Below are 14503 nucleotides of genomic sequence, written 5' to 3'. Positions count from 1 at the left end.
CCATCAAACCAGTTGCGCCGCGCGTTTGACCGCGGCGCGAATTCTGGGATAGGTGCCGCAGCGGCAGATATTGCCCGACAGCGCCTGATCGATATCGCTGTCAGTCGGCTGCGGGATCTTCGCCAGCAAGGCCGCCGCCGACATGATCTGCCCGGACTGGCAGTAGCCGCACTGCACCACATCCAGCTCGGCCCAGGCTTTTTGCACCGGGTGCGAACCGTCCAGCGACAGGCCTTCGATGGTGAGGATTTTCTGGCCATGGGCCACGGCCGTGGCAGGTGTGATGCAGGACCGCAGCGGTGCACCGTCGACATGCACGGTACAAGCGCCGCACTGGGCCATGCCACAGCCGAACTTGGTCCCGGTCAGGTGCGCGACATCGCGCAGGACCCACAGCAACGGCATGTCCGCGGGGACATCCAGTTCCTGGTCCTTGCCATTGATATTGAGGGTCAGCATTGCGAAGTTCCGCCGTCGTTATTGTAGGAGCAAAGCTTGCTCGCGATGGCGTCCGCACATTCAACATCAGTGACACTGATCCACCGCTATCGCGAGCAAGCTTTGCTCCTACAGCGGGGTGCATACGCCCGGGCTATTCCTTCAGCTAAGTCCAATTTGCCTGGCAGGCCGAACTCTATCGACCACCGGTCAAAAAATGTGTGTGCACCACGGACCTGTAGGAGCGAGCCTGCTCGCGATAGCGGTGGCTCAATCAACATCAATGTTGAATATTGAACCGCCATCGCGAGCAAGCTCGCTCCCACAGGGGGGATGGGTGTCTATGCCCGTGGTTTAAGCAGCATGTCGGTATAGCGCAGCAGGAACAGACCGAACGCCGCACACCAAAGCACCGCCGACAAGCCCAGGCCAATTCCGGAAAACGGCACCAGCAACACCCGTGACAGGCCTGCCAGCAGCACCAGGGCAAACCCCGCGACGATTGCTTTCGACGGCAACAATGGGCGCCCGGTATGGCCCAGGCTGACTCGGGCAATCATCGCCAGCACCAGCCCGCCCACACCACCGACCGCCAGTGAATGAGTGGCCAGACTTTGCTGCGGCATCAACCCGGCGTGCCACAACGCCATGCCGAACGCCGCGACCAGCAGCCAGGTGCAGGACAGGTAAAGCGACCACAACAACGGCACGCGCCACATTCCGCGATCGTGCCAGCGCCACAACCGCAGCAGGTGCAAGCCGCTCATCAGCACAAACAGCGCCGTCAGCCAAAGGCGGGGAACCTCATTCAGGCCCAAGGCAAAGCTCAGCGCTGCCAGCAAGCTGCTGACCAACAGGATCCGGGTCGGCCATGGGCTGGCCGCAGGCGCTGCCGGGCGATTCAGGCCACGCTGGATGAAGAACGGAATCACCCGGCCACCAATCACAGTCATCATCGCGCCCACCAGCCACAGCGCGGCCAGCACACCACGACGTTGCAGGCCGGCATCGTCGGTCCAGATGCCGCACAGGGTCATGACCTGACATCCGGCCAGCAACGAGACCATCAACAGAATCGGGTAGTTTTCGCGCTTGCCGGCAGCGATCAGGTCGCGCCCGAGGACGACGGCCAGCAGCGGCAGCAATGGCAGTTGCAGGATCAGCAGCAACCCGGGAGGAATCGGCATCAGCCAGGCCAGCCGCGCCAGCAGCCAGACCAGCACCAGCCCGATCAGCGGCCAACCCTTGAGCCCCGGCCGACCGGTCCAGTTGGGTACCGCAGTCAGCAGGAACCCGGCAATGATCGCCACGGCAAAACCGAACGGCATTTCATGGCGATGCCAGGCCAGCATGCCACCCACCGGCTGCGCACCGGGCAAGCGGCCATACAGCCACAGCGCCCAGATCGCCACCGCCAGTGCGGCAAACGCGGCCCCCGCCAGAAAGAACGGGCGAAAGCCAAGACTGAAGAGAGGTGCCGAAGGTAGCTTGCCCATCAGACCAGCGCCTTTGCCAGTGGCTTGCTCAAGCGGTGCTGGGACAGCAGGCGCATGACGTAGCCGATTTTCAGCAGGGTGGGCCCGACGATGGTCATGGCGTGCAGCGACACCAGGGCCAGGATCGACAAGTGACCGTCGTAGAGGTAAGCGCCGTAGATCCCCGCCAGCAGCATCGCCAGGCCGACGCCGAGTACACGGCTGGACAGTTGCAGTACGTTCTGAGCATTGCTGAAGAAATGGAACATTTTCCGTACTCCTGTAGCAGTTCAGTAGTACTTGGCATGTATCAAGTCCCGTGCCAGATATTCAGACCCTATGAATCAAGCGCTTGCGCCAACTCATGTCAAAACGACTCTTTTGCGAATAAGTCTATTTGACTCCATAATGAGTCATCATGACTACACCAACCCTGTAGGAGCGAGCCTGCTCGCGATGGTCGTTAACGATGACGCTGGCTGCCTGACACCCCTTGGCGCTCTTGAGACCATCGCGAGCAGGCTCGCGGCAAGGAGCCGTTTTTTGCGCATTTCTCGATCTATGGCACAGCCATACCCCCGGCGGCTGACTACGCTGATAGTCCAGCATGCAAAAACCTGCCAGGGAGACCCGCCATGCTACATGTTCAAAAACTGACGCCTTGCCTGTGGTTCAACGGCCAGGCCGAAGAGGCCGCAAAGTTCTATTGCGCAATCTTCGATCATTCAAAAATCACCGCCATCACTCACTACGGCAAGGCCGGCCAGGAGGTCCACGGGCATCCGGAAGGCTCGGTGCTGACGGTCAGTTTTGAACTCGACGGCCAGACATTCACCGGGCTCAACGGTGGCCCGAACTTCACCTTCAGCGAAGCGATCTCCTTCCAGGTCAACTGCCAGACCCAGGAAGAAGTCGATCACTTCTGGGGCCGGCTGTCCGCGGGCGGGCCAGTGGAGGCGCAGCAGTGCGGCTGGCTCAAGGACAAGTTCGGCGTGTCCTGGCAGATCGTGCCCGTGGCGATGATGGACATGCTCAAGGATCCCGACACGACCAAGTCCCAGCGCGCCATGGCCGCGATGATGCAGATGAAAAAACTCGATATCGCCGAGTTGAAACGAGCCTTTAACGGCGAGAGCTAATACACTGCGGGGCTGATTTTCCAGGGACCGACCATGACGCGCTCACCGCTCAAGGACACCGACAAGGCCCCGCGCTTCTGGCGCGATGACGCCCTGCCCTTCATCGAGGCACGCTCCATCGCCGATGGTCGCGAGGTTTGTTACACACGGCATGCCCATGCGCACTTTTCCATCGGTGCAATCACCGCCGGGCGCAGCACCTATGTCCACGAGCAATCGCAGTTCGAGGTCAGTGCAGGCACCGTGGTGCTGATGAATCCCGGCGACGTCCATGCCTGCAACCCGATCGATGACCAGCCCTGGTCGTACCTGATGCTGTATGTCGAAACACCGTGGCTCACTGACTTGCAGCATCAGCTGGGTTTCAGTGACGACCTGGCGTTTCGCCGCTTTGCCGTCACCCATACGCAGGACGCCAATCTGTTCGAGGGGTTGAACGCCTTGTATCAGGTACTGGTCGATCCGCAGCAGGACATCCTGCGCAAGCAGAGCGCGGCGGTGGAGTTTTTCAGCGAAGTGCAGTGGCGCCTGAACCCGGTCGATTCGGCGTTGCGCGAACCCAACTTCAAGCTGGAACGCGCCGCCGATTTCATCCGCGAACACTGTACGCAAATGCTCAAGCTCGAGGACATTTGCGCGGCTGCGCAATTGTCGCCGTCCTACCTGATCCGCGCCTTCAAGCAGCACTACGGCATGACGCCCCACGCCTTCGTGATCAACCAGCGCATCCAGTTCGCCCGTGATCAATTGCGCAACGGCAAGCTGATCGCCGACGTGGCGCTGGAAGCGGGGTTTGCCGATCAGGCGCACTTTCAAAGGGCGTTCAAGCAGCATCTGGCCGCCACGCCGGGGCAGTATCGCGGTTGAGTGCTCCCCCCTGTAGGAGCGAGCACGCTCGCGATGGTCGCGAACGATAACGCGTGAAATCAGGTACCCAGCGGTGACCTTTGGTTTTTCGCGAGCATGCTCGCTCCTACAGGATCAGATAAATGGCACTCACCGCCAACAACATCGCCATCACCCGATTGAACAAACGCATCCCCGCCGGATTGTTCAGATAACTGCGCAAAAACGTCCCGGCATACGCCCAGCAACCGACCGACACATAGCAGATCACCAAATACACCGCCGCAAACTGCCACACCAGTCGCGCTTCGCCATCGGCCACGAAGGCACCCATGCCGGCGACGCAGGCCAGCCAGGCCTTGGGGTTGAGCCATTGCATGACCGCGCCGTAGAGCATCGATGGCGCGCGGCTCGCGTCTTTCGCTTCAAGCTGCCCGTTGTCCGCCGCCAGCTTGAACGCCATGTACAGCAGGAACGCGACACCGGCCCACTGCACCACTTGAGTCATCGCCGGCCAGACCTGCAATAGCTCGTGCAGCCCCAGGCCCATCAACACCAGCAACAGCACGAAGCCCAGGGTCGCCCCGGCCACATGGCGCTGACTGGCGCGAAAGCCGAACCGCGCCCCCGAGCTCAACGCCACGATATTCACCGGCCCAGGAGTGATTGAAGCGGCCAGCGCAAACGCCGCCATGGACATCATCAGACTCATTGCACACCTTCTTCCTGTCAGTTGAACCAGGCCTCAAGGTAAAGAGGCCCGTGACTGGCGTATTGAAGAAAACTGCCCTGGCCTTTGCGCTACTGGTAGTAACCCACCACCCTCTTCACTTTCACCAGCGCCTGGCGCAGCGAGTCCATGTCCACCGAGCCCAGCGCCAGCCGGATCGCGCGGGGCACATGAGGGGTGATCGCAAAAGGTTCGGCGGGCGACACCGAGACCTGTTCACGCATCAATGCCATGGCGATCTGGTCGGCGCGGGCATCGTCGGTCAGCGGCAGCCAGATGAAGTACGAGGTCGGGTGGCTGATGATCCTCAGCCCCGCCAGCACCTCGCGGGCCAACGCTTGTCGGGCTTGAGCGTCATCGCGCTTCTGTGCCTCCAGCCTGATCACCGTGCCGTCGTCCAGCCAGGTGGTGGCAATGGCCGTCATCACGCCGGGGGTGTTCCAGGTGGTGGCCATGATCGTGCGCTCGAACCCCGCGACCCAATGTGCGGGCGCGGCTATGAAACCGACGCGCAATCCGGTGGCGATGTTCTTCGATAAGCCGCTCACGTACACCGTCCGCTCCGGCGCCATGTCCGCCAGAGGTGGTGGCGGGTTGTCGGCGAGAAACGCATAGGCGGCGTCCTCGATGATCGTCAGGTCATGCTGGCGGGCAATCGCCACCAGGCGTTCGCGCTGTTCGGCGTCCAACACCCAGCCCAGGGGGTTTTGCAGGGTCGGCATTGTGTAGATGGCCCGCACCGGGCGGCTGCGGCAGAGCTTTTCCAGGGCCGGCAGATCCGGCCCCCGCTCAGTAACCGGGATGGGCAGGATTTCAAGGTGCAGGGTTTCGGCCAGGGTCTTGAACCCCGGATAGGTCAAGGCGTCGGCGGCGATCACATCGCCGGGCTTGAGCAGCGTCATCATCACCACAGCCAGACCATGCTGGGCGCCGCTGACGATCAACACCTGCTCGGCCGGCACCCTGAGACCGCGTGCCTGCAGATGCCGGGCGACCGACATCCGCTCATGCATACGCCCGGCGTGGGGTTGATAACGCAGAAGAGATTCCAGGTCGCCGGACAGCGCGAGCTGACGCAGGGCACTGCGCAACAGGTCAGCCTGGCCGGGCAGCGACGGGTAGTTGAAGTTCAGATCAATCATCCCTGCCGCCACCACCGACTGAGAGATGCCCTGACCGGGCGGCAGCGAGGTCTCCCGAACAAAAGTCCCGCGTCCGGTCTCGCCGCTGATCAGGCCCATGCTCTCAAGCTCCGCATACACCCGGCTGGCAGTCACCAGCGCCAGACCGTGCTCCGTGGCCAGTTGACGGTGAGTCGGCAGGCGTGTGCCCGGCGGCAATTGGCCTGAACGAATGTCAGCAGCGAAGGCATCCACCAATGATTTGTAGCGAGACCTGGGCATGTCGAAATGTATCCATGACAATTTTTTGATTGTATCGATACTCAGCCATAGCATGGGTTTCATGCAACCCATCAACGAGCGTGAGCGAAATGGAACGGACCTCGACCCTGCAAAACCGGACACTGGAAAACGGCGCCAGCGGCTGGATCAATGGCCTGATCGGCGTGGTGATTTTCAGCGGCTCATTGCCTGCTACCCGGGTGGCCGTGCTGGAGTTCGATCCGGTATTTCTCACGGTGGCGCGCGCGACCATCGCGGCCCTGCTCGCGCTGAGTCTGTTGCTGTTGTTCCGGGAAAAACGTCCGGCGCGCAATCAGCTGGTCCCGCTGATGATCGTGGCCCTGGGTGTGGTGGTGGGCTTTCCGCTGTTGACTGCCCTGGCGCTGCAATACGTAACGTCCGCACACTCCATCGTCTTTGTCGGCCTGCTGCCGCTGGCGACTGCTGCGTTCGGGGTGCTGAGGGGTGGTGAACGTCCCCGGCCGGTGTTCTGGTTCTTCTCGGTGCTGGGCAGCCTGCTGGTGGTCGGTTTCGCCATCGCCCAGGGCCTGACCGCCTCGCCCCAGGGCGACATCCTGATGCTGCTGGCGATCCTCGCCTGCGGCCTGGGCTATGCCGAAGGCGCGAAGCTGTCGCGCAGCCTGGGTGGCTGGCAGGTGATTTGCTGGGCGCTGGTACTGGCGCTGCCGGTGATGGCGGCCCTGACCTGGTGGCGGATGCCAATTTCGTTCAGCGGCATCAGCACACCCGCCTGGTTCAGCCTGGGCTACGTATCGCTGTTCAGCATGCTGATCGGCTTTGTGTTCTGGTATCGCGGGCTGGCTCAGGGCGGGATCGCTGCCGTCGGCCAGTTGCAGTTGCTGCAACCGTTTTTCGGTCTGGCACTGGCGGCCACCCTGCTGCACGAGCACGTGAGCATCGGCATGCTCGGGGTGACCGTGGCGGTGATTCTGTGCGTGGCCGGGGCGAAGAAGTTCGCTCGCTAGGCACTGCTATGGCGCTTGCCTGCACGACTGTATGGGTCGACACAGCAGGGTGTCGTGCGAAAATCCGGGCTCTTGTACAGGAGCCCGCCCATGGACCTCGCCACCCTCACACTTTTCCTTCCGGCCTGCTTCGCCCTGAACATGGCGCCCGGCCCGAACAACCTGCTGTCAGTCAGCAATTCGACCCGCTACGGCTACCGTACCGCGTGCCTGGCCGGGGTCGGCCGCCTGCTGGCGTTCGCGGGGATGATCGCCCTCGCCTCCGCGGGCCTGGCGGTGGTCCTGCAAACCTCGGAGCTGTTGTTCTACGGGATCAAGATCGTCGGCGCGGCTTATCTGTTCTATCTCGCCTGGCAACTGTGGCGTGCCGATCCCGGCGTGGAAACCGTCGTGACCGGCGCGCCGGTGGGCATGCTGGCGCTGGCGCGACAAGAGTTTCTGGTGGCGGCCGGCAACCCCAAGGCCATCCTGATCTTCACCGCGTTCCTGCCGCAATTCGTCGACTCGACCCGCGCAATCACCCCGCAGTTCGCGGTGCTCGGCGCACTGTTCCTGGTGCTGGAGTGGATCGCGATCGCGGCCTACGCCTACATGGGCCTGCACATGCGCCGCTGGTTCGCCAAGCCGTCTGGCAAGCGGATGTTCAATCGCTGCTGTGCGGGTCTGTTGTCGGCCGCTGCGTCGGTGCTGCTGATGGCACGCCGCACCTGAGCCCCCAGATCCCCTGTAGGAGCGAGCCTGCTCGCGAAAAACGTCTGGACACCGCGAACTTTCAGATAGGGCGCGTTATCGTTGACGTCCATCGCGAGCAGGCTCGCTCCTACAGGGGAATGGTTGTCAGCAAGGAAATTCCCTGTCGATTTTCCGGTGGAGGCGCACCCTGCCCCGTTCTATGCTGCGCCCATGAACCTACAAGACACGCTACTCCCACCCCGCGCCGAGATGGTTCGCGCCATGCTCGACCGAGACACCTCCTACGAGGGGGTGTTCTTTACCGCGGTCAAGACCACCGGGATTTTCTGCCGTCCCGGTTGCACCGCTCGCAGCCCGAAACCGGAGAACGTCGAGTTCTTCGCCCATGCCGACCAGTGCCTGGCGGCGGGTTATCGTGCCTGTCTGCGCTGCAAGCCTATGGGCGCTGCTGCCGTTGCGCCGTCGTGGGTGCAGCGGCTGCTCACCCAGGTGGACGCCGACTCCGAGCGACGCTGGACTGACGCGCAGCTGCTGGCCGAGGGTATCGAGCCACTGAAGTTGCGGCGCTGGTTCAAGCAGCATTTCGGCATGACCTTCCATGCCTGGCTGCGCACCCGGCGCCTGGGTATGGCCTTGGGTGGGATCAAGCAAGGCGACTCCATCGACAGCGCCGCTTTCGATTCGGGTTACGAATCCCTGAGCGGTTTTCGCGATGCCTTTCAAAAGTCTTTCCACATCACCCCGGGCCGCGCCGCCAACAGTGAACCGCTGCTGTTCACCCGGCTGACCACACCGCTGGGCCCGATGATCGCCATGGCCGAACGGCGCGGCCTGGTGCTGCTGGAGTTTCTCGATCAATCGTCCCTCACCGGAGAAGTCGAGGCCCTGCAAAACCGCTTCGGTTACGCGGTGGCGCCGGGGCATAACGCGCATTTGCAGCAGATCGAGCACCAACTGGCCGAGTACTTTGCCGGCAAACGCACCGAGTTCAGTGTTGCCCTGCACATGCCCGGCAGCGAGTTCTCCCGTCAGGTCTGGGCCGAGCTGGCGAAAATCCCCTACGGCCAGACGACTACCTATGGCGCCATCGCCCACCTGCTGGGCAAACCCGGCGCCAGCCGCGCCGTGGGCCTGGCCAACGGTCACAACCGCCTCTCGATTGTGGTGCCCTGCCACCGCGTGATCGGTGCCGACGGTTCGCTGACGGGCTACGCTGGAGGCGAACCGCGCAAGGCATTTCTGCTGCGACTGGAAAACGCGGCGGTGCAATTCACCGAGCAACTGGCCTTTTGACCACCGGCTGCACTGGGCAGCCCCAAGGAAGCTTCATGCCTGATCCCTACCGGTCCGCCACGCAATGGTTGGCCTCGCTGGATGACGACTGGCGTCGCCACATCGACGCCATCGGCCCCTGCCTGCACCAACCCCACGCCGCGCGCGATCCGTATGAGTCGCTGGTGCGGGCGATTGCCTACCAGCAACTGCACGCCAGGGCCGGCGATGCGATCCTCGGGCGCTTGCTGGCGCTGTTCCCGTCGGTATCGTTTCCCAGGCCGGAACAGGTTGTTGCCACCGGCTTCGATCAAATGCGCGGATGCGGCTTTTCCGCGAGCAAGATCGCGACCATTCAGGGCATTGCCCAGGCAACACTGGACGGCGTCGTACCGGATTACGCCACTGCCCGGGCCATGGATGACGAGGCGCTGATCGAACGCCTGATCACCCTGCGCGGTGTGGGGCGCTGGACCGTGGAGATGCTGTTGATCTACAGCCTCGAGCGGCCAGACATCCTGCCCGCCGATGATTTTGGGGTACGCGAAGGGTATCGGCGCCTGAAGGGCCTTGAGGTGCAGCCGACGCGCAAGCAGATGATCGAGATCGGGCGGGCGTGGAGTCCGTATCGGACGGTGGCTTCGTGGTATTTGTGGCGGGTGCCCGCCCGCTAATCCCCGTTATCGTTCATCGCGGGCAAGCCTTGCTCCCACAGGTTCTCGGCGTTTCTATTGTCGACACTCAACCTGTAGGAGCAAGGCTTGCCCGCGATGGCGTCAGCAAGAACAACACATCAACTCAGGCCATTCACAACCCCGACTTCAACCGACTGAACGCCCGCACCAAAGCCCGGTTGAAAGCCTTGCCATTGTCATTCTTGCTGTACAACGACGCACGTACGGCCTGCGGCGGGTAAGTGCCCGGATCATTGCGAATCGCCGGATCGATCAGGCTGTCTGCCGCGGTAATCGCATTGGCGTAGTGAATGGTGTCGGTGATCGGCGCGATCACCTCCGGGGTCATCAGGTAGTCCATCAACGCCAGGCCCGCCTCGGGATGCGGCGCATCCTTGGGGATGACCATGGCATCGAACCAGATCAGCGTCCCTTCTTTTGGAATCCGGTAGGTCAGTGTGTACGGTTTGTGCGCCGCCTCGGCCTGACCGGCGGCGATGGCCACGTTGCCGTTCCACGACATCGCCACGCAGGTGTTGCCGTTGGCCAGGTCACTGATGTTCAGGTCGTTGTCGAAATAGCGAATGTAGGGGCGGATTTTCGCCAGTTGCTGCTCGGCGAGTTTCAGGTCGTCCAGGCTTTGACGGTTGATGTCCAGGCCCATGTACTTCATGACGGCGGCAAAGACTTCGTTGGGATCGTTGAGCAGGCTGACCCCGCAATCGGCGAATTTCGACACCACCGCCGGATCGAACAGCATCGCCCAACTGTCGGTGGGCGCATCGGGCAGGCGCTGTTTCACCGCTTGTTCCTGAAAGCCCACACCCGTGGTGCCCCAGGCATAGATCCCGGCATAGCGATTGCCCGGATCGAACACTGCCATGTGCTGGCGGAATTCTTCACCGACACCGGCAAAGTGCGGCAGTTGCCGCTTGTCGATGGTCTGCACCGCGCCGCTTTCGATTGCCCGGGACAAGTGCTGCCCCGCCGTCAGCACCAGGTCGTAACCACTGCGACCGGTGAGCAACTTGGTCTCGACGGTTTCCAGGGAGTCAAAATGGTCGGCCACCACCCGGATGCCGGTTTGTTTCTCGAAATTCTTCAGGGTGTCCGGGGCCAGGTACTCGCCCCAGATGTACAGGTTGACCACCGGTTGGGTGGAGTCGGCGGCCTGCACACACAGGGGTGCAAGCACCAGCATCACGGCTCGGGTCAGTTTGTGCAGGCCCATGGTCACGCTCCTTTTTTCCCGCGGGTGGAGCCGGCGTATTGCGGCATGGTGATACAGGCGACGTTGCCCCCGCCGAGGAGGATTTCCCGGGAGTTTTCGATGCCGACGATCTGGTGTCGCGGGAACAGTTCGGCGAGGGTTGCCAGCGCCACCCGGTCGTTACGGTCGCCAAACAGCGGCACCACAATCGAGCTGTTGCCGGCGTAGTAGTTGATGTACGACGCGCAGATCTTCGTGCCGGCCTGACGGGTGTGGGTGCTGTCCAGTTGGTCCAGGCCTTCGGCCTCTTCGGCGGTCCACTCCAGCACATCCGGCTGCGGCAGCTTGTGCACGACCAGCTCGCGACCACGGCTGTCGCGGGTGCTGCGCAGGATGTCGTAGGCCTCCTGATAGATTTCCCACTGCGGGTCATCACGATTATCGGTCCACTGCAGCACCACTTCGCCGGGGCGCACGAAACACGCGAGATCGTCGACATGGCCGTCGGTTTCGTCGAATTTGCAGCCTCGGGGCAGCCAGATCACCTGTTCGGCGCCGAGGTAGTCGGTCAGGCGGCGAGTCACTTCTTCCTTGCCCAGATGCTGGTTGCGGTTACGGTTGAGGAGGCACTGCTCGGTGGTGAGGATGCTGCCCTGGCCGTCGCTCTGGATGCCGCCAAGCTCGGCGATCAACGGCGCGCGATAGCGGTCGAATCGTTCGATTTCAAGGATTTTGCTGGCGATCTGGTCGTCCTTGTCCCACGGGTAGTACAGGCCACCGTCGAGGCCGCCGTAGGCATTGAATTCGAAGTCGACGCCGCGCACTTCACCGCTTTGGTCATTAACCACGAAGCACGGGCCGCTGTCGCGGAACCAGGTGTCGTTGCAGGTCATTTCCACCACACGCACTTGCGGCGGCAACTGCCGGCGAGCGGTGGCGAACTGCGCGGCGGAGGCGCAGACAGTGACCGGCTCGCTCATGGAAATGGCGGTGACGATCTGCACCCAGACTTTCTGCGCCGGTTTGGCGCCGTTGCGCCAGACGTCGGTGCGCTCCGGCCAGCCGAGCCAGCAGCCGGACTTGGCTTCGAATTCGCCGGGCAAGCGGAAGCCATCGAGTTTGGGGGTGGAGTCGAGCAAGCGTGCCATGGTCAAACCTCATCAGCGGGGATTGGAATGACCACAGGCTAAGGTCGCCGGCGCCCTCCCCACCAACGATGATTATTTCGGAATACTTGAATTCAACTCATCAATCGGCCAACTGATAGTTGAACCATTCCAGCATCTGCGCCACCGCCGGACGCTCCAGCCGCACCCGTTCACACACCAGCGCGTATTGACCCAGCGCGGTCATGCTGGCGTTGAACGGCCGTACCAATCGGCCATTGAGCAGATCTTCCTGGGCGGTCAGGTTATCGCCCATGGCCACGCCCTGCCCTTGCGCCGCCGCCTCAAGCGCCAAGCCGGCATGGGCAAAGTACAGTTGACGTTGCGCACGCAGGTCGCCGGCGTGACTGGTGAGCCAGGCGGTCCAGGTCTTGCCGTCCTGATCGTCGTGCAACAGGCAATGGCGGACCAGATCCTTCGGGGTTTTCAGGGTGCCCTGGTTGAACAGACCCGGACTGCAGACCGGGAAGAACTGCAACGCCGGCAGCGGCCGCACGAAATACGCCGTGCTGTCCACGGGACCGGTGCCATAGGTGATCGCCAGGTCGATGTCCTCACCCGGCGCGGTGGCATCGATGGGCTGTTCGTACAGGTGCAGGGTGATGTGCGGGTAACGCGCGTAGAAATCCGTGAGCCGGTTCATCAGCCACTTTTGCGCAAGTTCTGCTGTGACCGCCAGACGCAACACTGCGAGGGATGCCGGATCGCGTAGCTCGTCGCAGGCTTCGCCGATCATTTCGAAGGCCTGTTGCAAGCTTTGCATCAGCCGTCCGGCGGCCATTGTTGGACGGACCTGGCGACCTTCGCGGATGAACAGCGAGACGCCCAGTTGTTCTTCCAACTGACGGATCTGATGGCTGACGGCGCTGTCGGTCACGCACAACTCGGCGGCCGCCCGGCCGAAATGGGCGTGGCGCGCGGCGCATTCGAAGGTTTTGAGGGCTGCCAGTGAAGGGAGTCGGCGCATTGTTGTGATCTCATTTTTGAGCCGCACATGCTGAACCGGCTATCGGTGGGCGTCCAGTGACACCGCGTCATCGTTCATCGCGAGCAGGCTCGCTCCCACATTTGGAATGCGATCACCTGTGGGAGCGAGCCTGCTCGCGAAGGCGTCGGCACCGTCGCCAGAGATCTTCTAGGCTGAACCGAACAACTTCAGCCACCGGAGGCGATCATGCATCTCGAAGGCTCCTGCCATTGCGGCGCGGTGTCGTTCAGCCTGACCAGCGCCCACCCCTACCCTTACCAACGCTGCTATTGCTCGATCTGCCGCAAGACCCAGGGCGGCGGCGGTTACGCGATCAACATCGCCGGTGACGCCGACAGCCTGAAAGTGCGCGGGCGCAAGAACATCGCGATCTACCATGCGCTGCTCAAGGGCGAAGGCGAGGCGCGTGCCCACCGTAGCAGTGCCGAACGGCATTTCTGCTCGGTGTGTGGTTCGGGTTTGTGGTTGTTCAGCCCGGAGTGGCCGGAACTGATCCACCCTTTTGCCTCTGCCATTGATACGCCGCTGCCGGTGCCGCCGGAGCACACGCATTTGCTGCTCGACTCCAGGGCACCCTGGGTGGAGGTCGACGTCCGACCGGGGGATAAGCAGTTTGATGGATACCCCGAAGAATCCATTGCGGATTGGCATGAACGATTGGGGTTAAACCTGTAGGAGCGAGCATGCTCGCGATGGAGGCACAGGCAACGCGGGGTGTCAGACAACCAGCGTTATCGTTCACGACCATCGCGAGCATGCTCGCTCCTACAAGGGTCAGGCGGCGGTCGGGATACCGCTGTGGAAGCGGAACTCAACGTCCGGGGATTCGATCAGTTCCTGCTCGGCGGCGCGCACGCGGTCGATCACGTTGGCGATGTCTTTGGCCTCCCCATACTGGTAAGCCAGTTTCAAATACCCCTGAAAATGCCGCGCTTCACTCTTGAGCAGGCCGAAGTAAAACTTGCCAAGCTCTTCATCCAGATGCGGCACCAGCGCCTCGAAACGCTCGCAACTGCGAGCCTCGATGAACGCGCCGACCACCAGGGTATCCACCAGCTTGACCGGCTCGTGACTGCGCACCACCTTGCGCAGCGCCGAGGCATAACGCCCGGCGGACAGCTGGCGCAGCTCGATCTTGCGTTTTTTCATCAGGCGCATGACCTGTTCGTGATGCACCAGCTCTTCCCGGGCCAGCCGCGACATCATGTTGATCAGATCAACATGGGAGTGATACTTGGCAATCAGGCTCAGCGCGGTACTGGCGGCCTTGAATTCGCAATTCTTGTGGTCGATCAGCAGGGTTTCCTGATCGGCCAGCGCGGCCTGGACCCAGCCATCGGGGGTGCGACAGCCAAGGAATTCGTGAATTTCGGGAAGGATCATGGGGCCCACGGGATAAAGGTTCAAAACGAAGGGCGCCGATTATACCGGCCTGCCCGCAGACCACCAGCCGCCAACCGTTGATATGTATCAACGCACCGGT

Annotated in this window: 16 protein-coding genes; 7 read left to right on the top strand and 9 right to left on the bottom strand. The window is 62.3% G+C overall.

Annotated features, from left to right (window positions below):
* Positions 1-3: 3 nt before the first annotated feature.
* From DKY63_RS01980 to DKY63_RS01970, 3 genes are all read right to left on the bottom strand, one after another.
* Positions 4-459, bottom strand: coding sequence for a (2Fe-2S)-binding protein (locus DKY63_RS01980; protein WP_110962559.1), 456 nt, complete (start codon positions 457-459; stop codon positions 4-6).
* Between the two features lie 320 nt (positions 460-779).
* On the bottom strand, positions 780-1934 hold the full coding sequence (locus DKY63_RS01975) for an NnrS family protein (RefSeq protein WP_110962558.1): 1155 nt from the start codon (positions 1932-1934) through the stop codon (positions 780-782).
* Positions 1934-2182 carry a transmembrane sensor/regulator PpyR gene (locus tag DKY63_RS01970; RefSeq protein ID WP_110962557.1) on the bottom strand — a complete coding sequence of 83 codons (249 nt, stop codon included), beginning with the start codon at positions 2180-2182 and terminating at the stop codon, positions 1934-1936. The genes DKY63_RS01975 and DKY63_RS01970 overlap by 1 nt, the downstream gene beginning before the upstream one ends.
* Positions 2183-2548: 366 nt before the next feature.
* Between DKY63_RS01970 and DKY63_RS01960 the strand changes: the two genes are divergently transcribed.
* Both DKY63_RS01960 and DKY63_RS01955 read left to right on the top strand, forming a co-directional pair.
* Positions 2549-3052 carry a VOC family protein gene (locus tag DKY63_RS01960; RefSeq protein WP_110962555.1) on the top strand — a complete coding sequence of 168 codons (504 nt, stop codon included), beginning with the start codon at positions 2549-2551 and terminating at the stop codon, positions 3050-3052.
* A gap of 33 nt (positions 3053-3085) precedes the next feature.
* Entirely contained in the window at positions 3086-3919 is an 834-nt protein-coding gene (locus tag DKY63_RS01955) for a helix-turn-helix transcriptional regulator (RefSeq protein WP_110962554.1), read from the top strand.
* A 106-nt stretch (positions 3920-4025) separates the two neighbouring features.
* Here DKY63_RS01955 and DKY63_RS01950 read toward each other — a convergent pair whose 3' ends face one another.
* Positions 4026-4610 (bottom strand): LysE family translocator, encoded by a 585-nt coding sequence (locus tag DKY63_RS01950; RefSeq protein ID WP_110962553.1) that lies wholly within the window; start codon positions 4608-4610, stop codon positions 4026-4028.
* Between the two features lie 89 nt (positions 4611-4699).
* Positions 4700-6031 (bottom strand): PLP-dependent aminotransferase family protein, encoded by a 1332-nt coding sequence (locus DKY63_RS01945; RefSeq protein ID WP_110962552.1) that lies wholly within the window; start codon positions 6029-6031, stop codon positions 4700-4702.
* An 89-nt stretch (positions 6032-6120) separates the two neighbouring features.
* Here DKY63_RS01945 and DKY63_RS01940 point away from each other — a divergent pair, with 89 nt between their 5' ends.
* The 4 genes from DKY63_RS01940 to DKY63_RS01925 all read left to right on the top strand — a co-directional run bounded on the left by DKY63_RS01940 (position 6121) and on the right by DKY63_RS01925 (position 9656).
* On the top strand, positions 6121-7017 hold the full coding sequence (locus tag DKY63_RS01940; RefSeq protein ID WP_110962551.1) for a DMT family transporter: 897 nt from the start codon (positions 6121-6123) through the stop codon (positions 7015-7017).
* 90 nt (positions 7018-7107) lie between these two features.
* Positions 7108-7728 carry a LysE family translocator gene (locus tag DKY63_RS01935; RefSeq protein WP_110962550.1) on the top strand — a complete coding sequence of 207 codons (621 nt, stop codon included), beginning with the start codon at positions 7108-7110 and terminating at the stop codon, positions 7726-7728.
* A 192-nt stretch (positions 7729-7920) separates the two neighbouring features.
* Positions 7921-9003: a bifunctional transcriptional activator/DNA repair enzyme AdaA gene (locus DKY63_RS01930; protein WP_110962549.1), complete on the top strand. Its 1083-nt coding sequence runs from the start codon at positions 7921-7923 to the stop codon at positions 9001-9003.
* 35 nt (positions 9004-9038) lie between these two features.
* Entirely contained in the window at positions 9039-9656 is a 618-nt protein-coding gene (locus tag DKY63_RS01925) for a DNA-3-methyladenine glycosylase family protein (RefSeq protein WP_110962548.1), read from the top strand.
* A gap of 133 nt (positions 9657-9789) precedes the next feature.
* Here DKY63_RS01925 and DKY63_RS01920 read toward each other — a convergent pair whose 3' ends face one another.
* From DKY63_RS01920 to DKY63_RS01910, 3 genes are all read right to left on the bottom strand, one after another.
* Positions 9790-10887 carry an extracellular solute-binding protein gene (locus tag DKY63_RS01920; protein WP_110962547.1) on the bottom strand — a complete coding sequence of 366 codons (1098 nt, stop codon included), beginning with the start codon at positions 10885-10887 and terminating at the stop codon, positions 9790-9792.
* Positions 10888-10889: 2 nt separating this feature from the next.
* Positions 10890-12014, bottom strand: coding sequence for an agmatine deiminase (aguA, locus tag DKY63_RS01915; RefSeq protein ID WP_110962546.1), 1125 nt, complete (start codon positions 12012-12014; stop codon positions 10890-10892).
* 100 nt (positions 12015-12114) lie between these two features.
* Positions 12115-12999, bottom strand: coding sequence for a LysR substrate-binding domain-containing protein (locus DKY63_RS01910; protein WP_110962545.1), 885 nt, complete (start codon positions 12997-12999; stop codon positions 12115-12117).
* Between the two features lie 207 nt (positions 13000-13206).
* Here DKY63_RS01910 and DKY63_RS01905 point away from each other — a divergent pair, with 207 nt between their 5' ends.
* A complete protein-coding gene (locus DKY63_RS01905) occupies positions 13207-13695 on the top strand; it encodes a GFA family protein (protein WP_110962544.1) in 489 nt (162 codons plus the stop codon).
* Positions 13696-13794: 99 nt separating this feature from the next.
* Here DKY63_RS01905 and DKY63_RS01900 read toward each other — a convergent pair whose 3' ends face one another.
* Entirely contained in the window at positions 13795-14403 is a 609-nt protein-coding gene (locus DKY63_RS01900) for a tRNA-(ms[2]io[6]A)-hydroxylase (RefSeq protein WP_110962543.1), read from the bottom strand.
* Between the last annotated feature and the right edge of the window lie 100 nt (positions 14404-14503).

It is taken from the genome of Pseudomonas putida (assembly GCF_003228315.1).
GTDB classification, from domain to species: domain Bacteria; phylum Pseudomonadota; class Gammaproteobacteria; order Pseudomonadales; family Pseudomonadaceae; genus Aquipseudomonas; species Aquipseudomonas putida_S.
The sequence above is the reverse complement of the archived record's forward strand: the minus strand, read 5'-3'. Positions and strand labels throughout refer to the sequence as shown.

Coding starts and splice junctions, on each gene's coding strand:
- DKY63_RS01980 (WP_110962559.1), bottom strand. CDS start 459: ATGCTGACCCTCAATATCAATGGCAAGGACCAGGAACTGGATGTCCCC.
- DKY63_RS01975 (WP_110962558.1), bottom strand. CDS start 1,934: ATGGGCAAGCTACCTTCGGCACCTCTCTTCAGTCTTGGCTTTCGCCCG.
- DKY63_RS01970 (WP_110962557.1), bottom strand. CDS start 2,182: ATGTTCCATTTCTTCAGCAATGCTCAGAACGTACTGCAACTGTCCAGC.
- DKY63_RS01960 (WP_110962555.1), top strand. CDS start 2,549: ATGCTACATGTTCAAAAACTGACGCCTTGCCTGTGGTTCAACGGCCAG.
- DKY63_RS01955 (WP_110962554.1), top strand. CDS start 3,086: ATGACGCGCTCACCGCTCAAGGACACCGACAAGGCCCCGCGCTTCTGG.
- DKY63_RS01950 (WP_110962553.1), bottom strand. CDS start 4,610: ATGAGTCTGATGATGTCCATGGCGGCGTTTGCGCTGGCCGCTTCAATC.
- DKY63_RS01945 (WP_110962552.1), bottom strand. CDS start 6,031: ATGCCCAGGTCTCGCTACAAATCATTGGTGGATGCCTTCGCTGCTGAC.
- DKY63_RS01940 (WP_110962551.1), top strand. CDS start 6,121: ATGGAACGGACCTCGACCCTGCAAAACCGGACACTGGAAAACGGCGCC.
- DKY63_RS01935 (WP_110962550.1), top strand. CDS start 7,108: ATGGACCTCGCCACCCTCACACTTTTCCTTCCGGCCTGCTTCGCCCTG.
- DKY63_RS01930 (WP_110962549.1), top strand. CDS start 7,921: ATGAACCTACAAGACACGCTACTCCCACCCCGCGCCGAGATGGTTCGC.
- DKY63_RS01925 (WP_110962548.1), top strand. CDS start 9,039: ATGCCTGATCCCTACCGGTCCGCCACGCAATGGTTGGCCTCGCTGGAT.
- DKY63_RS01920 (WP_110962547.1), bottom strand. CDS start 10,887: ATGGGCCTGCACAAACTGACCCGAGCCGTGATGCTGGTGCTTGCACCC.
- aguA (WP_110962546.1), bottom strand. CDS start 12,014: ATGGCACGCTTGCTCGACTCCACCCCCAAACTCGATGGCTTCCGCTTG.
- DKY63_RS01910 (WP_110962545.1), bottom strand. CDS start 12,999: ATGCGCCGACTCCCTTCACTGGCAGCCCTCAAAACCTTCGAATGCGCC.
- DKY63_RS01905 (WP_110962544.1), top strand. CDS start 13,207: ATGCATCTCGAAGGCTCCTGCCATTGCGGCGCGGTGTCGTTCAGCCTG.
- DKY63_RS01900 (WP_110962543.1), bottom strand. CDS start 14,403: ATGATCCTTCCCGAAATTCACGAATTCCTTGGCTGTCGCACCCCCGAT.